We start from the raw sequence: 8,372 nt of genomic DNA, 5'->3' as shown, positions 1-8,372 counted from the left end.
GGGACTGAGATAACACGCGGCTTCCGGCAAATAATACCTGAACCGGTTATAGAATAAACCACTTTCCTCATCAAAAATTTGCCCGGCAAACCGCAGGCCCGGATCCAGCGGCATGTCTTCCGGCAGCGCCAGGTTCAGTCCGTACAGCGACTGTTTCGGCTGCCGCCACACCCGTTTACCGGCCGGGTCAAACAGCGCCAGCGGCTCACCGGTCGGCGCACTCACCGCGTACTGGGTCTCAATCGCCCCCACCATCAGCTCCACCCGGTTGTCCAGATTGAGGGTAAACTGCCGGGTCTGCTGGGCCATCAGCTCCCAGCCGTCAAACACCAGATGCCGGATGATTTTCAGCCGCCCATGCTGGTATTCACGGATTTCCGCCGGCACATCCCCGTCCCACAGATACGTGGTCAGTTTACCGGTCTGGATACAGCGCTTTTCGGTGCGCCGCCCAAAAGCATCATAACGATATTCCCACCGATGACCATCCGGGGTGATGAGGCCGGTCAGCTGGTTCTGACTGTTCCAGCGGTATTTCGTCACCGCCAGCCGGTAGCCTTCGGCTAAAAACTGTTTCTCCTGCATACGACCGGCCAGGTCGTAAACAAACCGGTGCGAGCCCACCCAGTTCAGGCGGTGACCCTCCTGGTAAAGGGTCTCCCCCATAATCTCCTGTACCCCGTCAAACCGCCGGGACGGGTAACCGGTTGCATCATACTGATAATGTTCGCGCAGGTTGCGCCCGTCACTCACCGAGACCACCTGGCCGTTGCCGTTGAGGAGATAGCGCAGCTGCTGTCCGTCATCACGGGCCGCAGTCAGGTTCAGGGCCGCATCGTATTCATACTGTCTGGCCAGACTGGCATGGGCGGGTTCGCCAATCTCCTCCAGCTCAGCCGGCCGGAAAAGATGGGGGTTGCAGCCCGCGCGCTGTGCAGTCAGTAACCCCATCAGGTTATACTGCTGGCGCACAATGAAGCCGCTGTCGGTGTAACGCCCGGTATCCCGTCCCGCCTCATCCCGTGACACCGTCAGGGGCGGCAGATGGTCTAACGTCAGCCCGGTCAGCTCCCCGGCCCGGTTAATCTGTATCCGGGTTTGCCAGTGTTCCGGGTGGGTCTGTCCGGTAAAGCGTGAGGGGCCGGTTACCGGGTCTGTTTCGCCGGTGAACAGCTGCCGCTCGACGGTGCGGTTGTCCGGGTAGTGACGCTGAATTTCCCCGTGCGGCTGGATTTCCCGGACTATCCGGTCCTGTTCGTCGTAGTCAAACTGTAAGGTGCTGTCCGGGGCGTCAACCCTCAGCAGGCGTCCGGCGATATCATACTGGTAACGGGTGGTGCCCTCCGGGGCATGCAGGGCGGTGAGGCGCTGAGCGGCATCATAGTCATAACGGGTAACCGTCTCTGCCCCGTCCCGTTTTTCAATGCAGTTCCCCGACCGGTCATAGCGATAGTGCCAGCGGGTACCGGCATAATCCTGCTCGGTGACGACCCGGCCCTGCGCATCCAGGGTGTAGGTGTAGCGTTCCCCCAATGGGTTAATGACCTCGGTCAGTTGCAGGGTATCGGCATCATAGCGGTACTGCCAGCGATGGCCTTCGCCGTCCCGCCGCGCCACCGGCAGGTCAAACGGGCCGTATTCCACCTGCCAGGCCACTCCACGCGCATCGGTCCAGCGGGTCAGGTTCCCGTGGCGGTCATGGTCAGCATGCTCCAGGTTGTTGTCGGGCCGGTCGCTGACGGCCACCCGGTGATGCCGGTCATAACGCCAGCGCCACAATGCCCCGGCGGCGGTCAGGCTGCGCAGCCGGTCCTGGCTGTCATAGCCCAGGCTGACGGTGCGGTTCTCTTCATCAAACAGTCTCACCAGCCGCTGCTGGGTATCATATTCCTGTGTACGGCGGTTGCCGTCCGTGTCTTCTTCCGCGGTCACCAGGCCGAAGGCATTGCGGGTCAGGGTGGTTTTCCGGCCATCCGGGGCAATAAATCCGGCTGGCTGGCCCTGTTCATCATACCGTGGCAGCCAGGTACGTTGCAGCGGGTCGGTCATGCCGGTCAGTTGCAGGGTGGCAGCATCATAGCTGTACTGCCAGACGGCCCCGGTCGCCTCAGTGAAGGACGTGACTCGACCCGTATCCGCCAGGTAGGTCAGGGTCAGGGTTTCCCCCATCGGCAGGATCTGCTGCACCAGATTGCCCCCGTCGTCATAGTGGTAGCGGGTCACGCTGCCGTCCGGGGTGTGGACTTCGGTTATCAGATTCAGGTCATTGTAATGCCAGGTGGTGGTGTGCCCCTGTGGGGTGGTGGAGCGGGTGATACCGGGGGCATAGTCCAGGCGGACCGGGTAGAAGCCACCGGCCCCGACACTATCGGTACAGCGCCCCTGTTTATCGTAGCGGTAATCCACCCAGGTCTGGTCCCCGTCAGACCAGCGGCTTATCAGGCCCTGTGCGTTGTATTCATAGTACAGGTGGAAATGCTGGGTACTGTCGGCTTCGGCCAGCCGGCCATGGTCATGGTAGTGATACCGGGCCATCACCGCCTGTAACCCGCCATCGGTTCGCAGGATATCGGTGAGCTGTCCCCGCAGGTTATAACGCAGGGACAGGACCGGTCCGTCACTGTGGATGACCTGGGTCAGTTGATACTGCGGGTTGTAGAGAAACCGCAGCCGGTTGTGATAGATGTCCCGGTGTTCGGTCAGCAGCCAGCGTTGGGGCGCATCGGCGGCAACCGGCGCGGGCAGGGCAAAATACTTGCGGACCGGGGAATCGCGGTGACTGAGGATATAGCCCTGTTCGCCCCGGCTCAGGGTAAAATCCGGGTGGTCGGGGTTAATACTGTGCGTACAGGTGGCCGGTAAGGCAAAGTAGAGTGACGCGCCTTCGGTGGTGCAGATTTCGACCCGGTCGCCGGTGGTGAGGGCGCATTCGGAGAAGCTGTCGGTCCAGCCCGGTCCGAGCAGGCCCTGCTCCCCGGGGGTCCAGCTGCGCAGAAACACCAGCGGCAGGGTCTGACCCAGGGTGATATCGGTGCGCTGGTCGAATAACTGGCCGGTCGTGACGTCAATCGGGTCGCCGGTGAAGAACTTTTTGGTGCTTTCCCGGTAACGCTTCACCCCCCGGGTTTCTTTAAAGGCGGTTTTGGCGCAGGAAATCGTTTTACCGGCGACGATTTTCCCGACGTGTCGTGCCCCGGCTCTGGCCCCGTTCAGCACGGCCTGCTGGCCGGTTTTGGTGAACAGTTTACCGAGGCCTTTAAGGGCCCCCCGGGAGGGCGGCACCAGAAACTCAACGGCCATCAGAATGGCCCGCTGCCAGGCGGAGAACTCTTCGGCAACGGCTAAGTAGGTGCCCTGACCGGAACCGATAAACACGGTTTTGGCCCCGGCTTTGATGGTGGCGCCGCAGACCAGTTTGTCATCCACCCGGGCGGCCGGGGCGCCGTTGATAAACACGGTTTCACTGCCCTGGGCAATCAGGGGCGGTGCCGGGTGTTTAGTGCAGCCTGCGGTATCGACGGTGGCCCGAGCCGCGGCTTTCCCTTCAATAAACACATCCGGGGAGCCGGTCAGCAGTACGCCACTGGGCGGGCCGATACTGTCGACCATTTTGGTGACCGCCGAACTGGCGGCACTGATGACCTTCCCGAGGGCCAGGGTACCGGCGGTGCCGAGTGCAAGGACCGCGACGGTGGCTAATCCGCCGGTGCCGACCACCACCGCGGCAGCCACGGCAAACACGGCGGCACTTATCAGGGCACCGGTAATGGCGCCGGCGAGTGCGCCGAGGAAGCTGGCATGTTTAATCGGGTCGCCTGCGCGGGCAGCCGCCGGGCCGGGAGCGCCCTGTGGGGGGGCAACCGGTGCAGTATGTAACGCGCCAACCCGGGCAATCCGGGTGACGATGTCATCGCCAAGTGACATGTTGAACCTCCTGTCAGATTATCCGGCGGCCTGGAAGCTGTCGATAACCGCCAGCAGTGCATCGCGCTGACCGTCTGCAAAGGGGGCGGGGGAGGTCAGGTTGAAGGTCAGCAGCTGCGGCCCGCGGATTTGCAGGACGACGGTCTGGTACATGTCGCCTTCCGGGCTTGTCCACTGGTAATCGAGCCGGCGGGCGGGGTGCTGGCTGAGGGTGATGTCACTGCGCTGGTGCTCCTGATAACCGGGCAGGTGGGTGCGAAACTGGGCCAGGGTCTGTTCATAATAAGCGGTGTTATCCATGCCGGTGGGGACTGGTGTGCGGCTGACCACCAGATTAATGCCGCTGTCATCGGGCAGCACGAAGACGTTCATGGATTCATCCCGCCAGTTGGCGGGGAGCGTCAGGGTGCCTTCATTCATCTGATACAGGGTGTTTGTCATGCGGTTTTCCCGTTATTGATTGAAATCATGTAGTAAGGTGTGTTGTTAAGGGGCCAAATGCCGGTCAGTTGACATTGACCTGTTTGCCGTTGATGGTGATAGTGGCGCCCTGAATACTGATATTGCCGGCGCTGTCGAGCGTGATGCTGCCGCCGGCGGTCGCAATCTCGATACCGCCGGCCCGGGACTGTATCTGGATATTATTTTTCACGTTCAGCAGGCTGTCTTTTTCCACGGTGATTTGCCGCAGGCCGGTTATTGCACTGACTTCATTGCCCGTCACCTCTTTATGGCGATTCTTTCTGACGGAAAGCATCTGGTCATTGCCGATGCTTTCGGTGTGGTTGTGCATGACCCGGGTTTCGCGGTCATTGAGCACCAGGGTGTTCATGTCGCGCTGAGCATGTAAGGACAATTCTTCACTGCCTTTGGCATCCTCAAAGCGCAGTTCGTTGTAACCTTCCCCCTTGTGGGTTTTGGAGCGGAAGGCCATCTGGGTTTTGCTGCCCGGCAGGGTGCCCGGCGGGAGGTTGCTGGCGTGATAGGTGCGCCCGGTGACAATCGGCTGGTCCGGGTCCCCGTTAAGAAAGTCCACCACGACTTCCTGACCGATACGCGGGATAGCCAGCATGCCCCAGCCCTGGCCGGCCCACGGCTGCGTCACCCGTATCCAGCAGGAGCTGTGGTCATCACTCCGGCCGTAACGGTCCCACAGGAATTGCAGCCGGATACGGCCGTATTGGTCGCAGAAGATTTCTTCGCCTGCCGGGCCGACCACTTTGGCAATCTGCGGGCCATCCATCACCGGTTTGGTGCGCGGGGCCGGCCGCCAGTGCTGATGAACGGGGATAAACGTGAACTGGTTGCTCATTACGGTGCCTGACTCCCCGCCGGCCTGTTCCAGTGCCTGCGGCTGGCTGCCGGTGTGGGCGACGCTGACCAGCTGCCAGAGCTGGTTAAGGTCATCCCGGGGATGGTCAGTGAGGGTGAACAGGACCCCCGGCAGCATCGCGGCGTGGTTACTGTCCCCGTGACCGGTCAGGGCATCATTGCGCAGGGCTTCGAGCCGGTAGCGGGTGAAATCGGCACCGTGCTGCTCGTCTTTGAAGCGGCCGGGGAAATCGAAGTGTTCATAGCCGGTGTGCTGGAGGTTTTGTTCCCGCATATGGTGGCGGAACTCGGCGGCCCAGACCGGGTTTTTGAAGGTGTAATCCTTCAGTTCCACGGTGGCCGGCCGGACCTGAGCCTGGCGGGTCAGCGCGGTGACGCACAGCTGCTGTGCTTCGGTGGCCTCACCGGGGTGATAAGGCAGCACCGGGCCTTTGGCAAGGGCCCCGGTAGCGTCGGCGAACACCAGGGTGTTTTTGTTCCCGTTGAACTCAAAGAAGTAAAAAATGCCTTCTTCGGCGGTCAGCCGTTGCAGAAAGTCAAAATCGGTTTCCCGGTACTGGACACAGAATTCCCGCTCCGGGTGCGGGTAACGCAGCCTGAACGCCACATCCCGGACGCCGCTCTCTTTGAGCAGGGTGGTGAGAATGGTTTTGATATCCTGCCGCTGAAAGATACGGGCATTCTGGCGCAGGGTAGTGCGCCACATATCGGGACGGATAGTCATCTCATAGCGGGTCTGATGTTTCCCAGTGTTGCCCTGAACGAAGCTGGCGACCATGCCGGTGACGGTGCGCTCGACGTTGCCTTCGCGCAGGATGGCGAGGGTGGCGCGGTTATCGAGGACGGCGGCGAAATCAATGGCCGGGTCGGCACTGGCTAAACTGACGTTCAGGCAGAAGGGGGTGGACAGGGCTTCGTTGAGTGAAAACCCGGCGACGACAAAGGTATGAGGCGGCAAGCCGCCGGTGGTGAGGGTGAACTGCAACCCGCCGGCACTTTGAGTATTCATCCGGTCAGCGATGTGTTGGGCCATCTGCCCGGCAGTTTTTTTCTGAAATGACATGTAAGGATTCCTTCTCTGAAGTTACGGACGGTCTTTCTCAGGGAGCCCGGTCAGCCCGGCTTCTTTTTGTAACGCGTAGTAGCGGCTGAGCAGGGCGTTAAAGTAGTCGTCGGTCTTTTTTCTCAGCGCCGGTGATCCCTGTTCGAGAGCAAAACACTGCTTTGATGGCAGGTCTGTTTTTCTTAGCCGATATTGACACTGGCAGACCCGGAAGTGACCGGCGTTGCTTGACAATTACTGTGTGCGGTGCAGATATCACCGATTCTTATTGCATTGCTCATCGTGTTTTTCCTGATTATTGATAAATGATTAAGATTACATGAAGTAATAACTTACTATTGTTCAAAAAGCGGGATAGACTCGCTTTTTTTGCATTAATTGTTTTGAAAGATAATGCGTGTGGTGTTTTTAACGAGTCAAAATAAATTTTATGCCATCAAAACGATATTTTGGATTTAATAGTGTCTTGTTTTTATTATTATCTTTATCAATAAATACAAGTGGTGAAGGAGACATAAAAACAACCCGGCCATCAAGAGAGATATCAATTTTAGATTGACTAAAATTTAAAGGTAAAAGCCGAAGATCAGGTGAATTTATAATTTCATCTAACCCTATTGATGAAAAATAATCATCATTATCTCCACCATTAGCGCTGACTGATTCATTTAGAAATTCTTTATGTAGTTGCTTCAATCCGTTAAGATCCTTGTTTTTTAATAACTCCCAGTATTCTTTATAAGCGTTAATAAGAGACAATTGATAGACTTCGGGTAATGAGTCTATAACATTATTTTCTTTTGAAAATTGATATGAGTTTACCCAGTTCCATACAGGGTAATCATTCTTTATATCAAATTGTTGTGATGATTCATAATAATGCATTTCATTATTGTGATTTATCTTATTACGACCTAATAACCTTGCTAATTGTTCATTGATGGAATTTATTTCAAGAGATGAATCAGAGGTATTATGCTCTATACTATCATTAGGATTATATTTTATACTCATAACTGGCTTTAGATCAGGCGTTTCGAATCTGTTTCTTGCTGCTAGTGTGAAGTGACATGTTGAATCTGAATCGAAAATATCATTTTTTCTATTTGACGGCCAAACATAGAATTGTATTGTATTATCTTTAGGTTTCAGGTATTCACCTATGCCGATTAGTGTGTTCATCGGTTCTTTATCATAATATGAAAGGATCCTCATTCCATTGATAAATAATTCTATTGAGCATTTGTTTGCTTCAATTTCCAATCTGTAATCAATAGGTTCTATTTTATTATTCATAAAATTCTTACTCTCTTTGGACAATCCGGTTATGGGTAATATAAATAATAATATTACTAGAAATTTCTTATGATTAAGCATAATATTTTCTCATTAAAAATCGGTCAGATTGAGTGGGCCCAATTTGTTTATCGAAAAGAGATCTGCTTTGCTTGGTTTGATATGTTCTCCTAGGGTGAGATCTCACATTTTTATTAAGATTTGTTGACTGCAAGTCGGCGTATTCTTTTATAGTTTCCATTGATAGTTAAGATGTTTTTCTTCCATTAACAGGCGGTGCTAGTAATGTGCCTTTTTAATTTTATCAGCCAGTTATAAATTGTCTTCTGATGCAATGATATCCATGAATTTATGTTTAAATAATCAGCCACCCGTTCAGGATTTAATTCTTTCCAATTTAACCGTTTTATCCATTTTTTTACTTCCGGCGTTATTTTCACGGCTTTATTAGCAAAATGAGGGCGAGCCAATACCTTCAAATGAGCCTGTTCAGGGCAGTATGTCGGGACTTCTTGATTTCTCTTCCCCCCTCTGCTGATGGTCGACGGGCTTCGCTTAAGTGACTCAGCAATGAAACGCTGTGAAAAACCCGCTTTTTTTAAACTGGAAATCTGATATCTTTCTGTCTCGGTCAGTTGTGTATAGGCCATAGTGCATTTTCCTGTGGCGGGAAAGGTGCCTACTATAGCAACTGTCCGCCTTTCTGAAAAATTGCACTTATTAGTCGAATCCGCCAAGTCTCCGCATGATCCTCGAG

General features: G+C 55.0%; 4 protein-coding genes and 1 pseudogene. All 5 read right to left on the bottom strand.

All coding sequences use genetic code 11. The features are described from left to right. Positions 1-3,924 (bottom strand): PAAR domain-containing protein (locus PTE_RS10455; protein WP_036846037.1); only part of this gene is annotated, 3,924 nt, incomplete at its 3' end. A gap of 18 nt (positions 3,925-3,942) precedes the next feature. Further along, on the bottom strand, positions 3,943-4,365 hold the full coding sequence (locus PTE_RS10450; protein ID WP_036846035.1) for a DUF1795 domain-containing protein: 423 nt from the start codon (positions 4,363-4,365) through the stop codon (positions 3,943-3,945). Between the two features lie 64 nt (positions 4,366-4,429). Then, entirely contained in the window at positions 4,430-6,289 is a 1,860-nt protein-coding gene (locus PTE_RS10445; protein ID WP_245219043.1) for a type VI secretion system Vgr family protein, read from the bottom strand. Between the two features lie 438 nt (positions 6,290-6,727). Further along, positions 6,728-7,615, bottom strand: a complete 888-nt coding sequence (locus PTE_RS10440) for a hypothetical protein (RefSeq protein ID WP_036846030.1) — start codon at positions 7,613-7,615, stop codon at positions 6,728-6,730. Positions 7,616-7,905: 290 nt separating this feature from the next. Continuing rightward, positions 7,906-8,265: pseudogene (locus PTE_RS10435) on the bottom strand (transposase); the annotation flags it as partial. Between the last annotated feature and the right edge of the window lie 107 nt (positions 8,266-8,372).

Source organism: Photorhabdus khanii NC19 (assembly GCF_000517265.1).
Lineage (GTDB): Bacteria > Pseudomonadota > Gammaproteobacteria > Enterobacterales > Enterobacteriaceae > Photorhabdus > Photorhabdus khanii.
Note: the sequence above shows the minus strand (reverse complement) of the source record. Positions and strands in the feature narration are given on the sequence as shown.

Bases quoted from the DNA above. Each gene is read 5' to 3' on its own strand.
- PTE_RS10440 (WP_036846030.1), bottom strand. From the start codon at position 7,615: ATGAATAATAAAATAGAACCTATTGATTACAGATTGGAAATTGAAGCA.
- PTE_RS10450 (WP_036846035.1), bottom strand. From the start codon at position 4,365: ATGACAAACACCCTGTATCAGATGAATGAAGGCACCCTGACGCTCCCC.
- PTE_RS10445 (WP_245219043.1), bottom strand. From the start codon at position 6,289: ATGGCCCAACACATCGCTGACCGGATGAATACTCAAAGTGCCGGCGGG.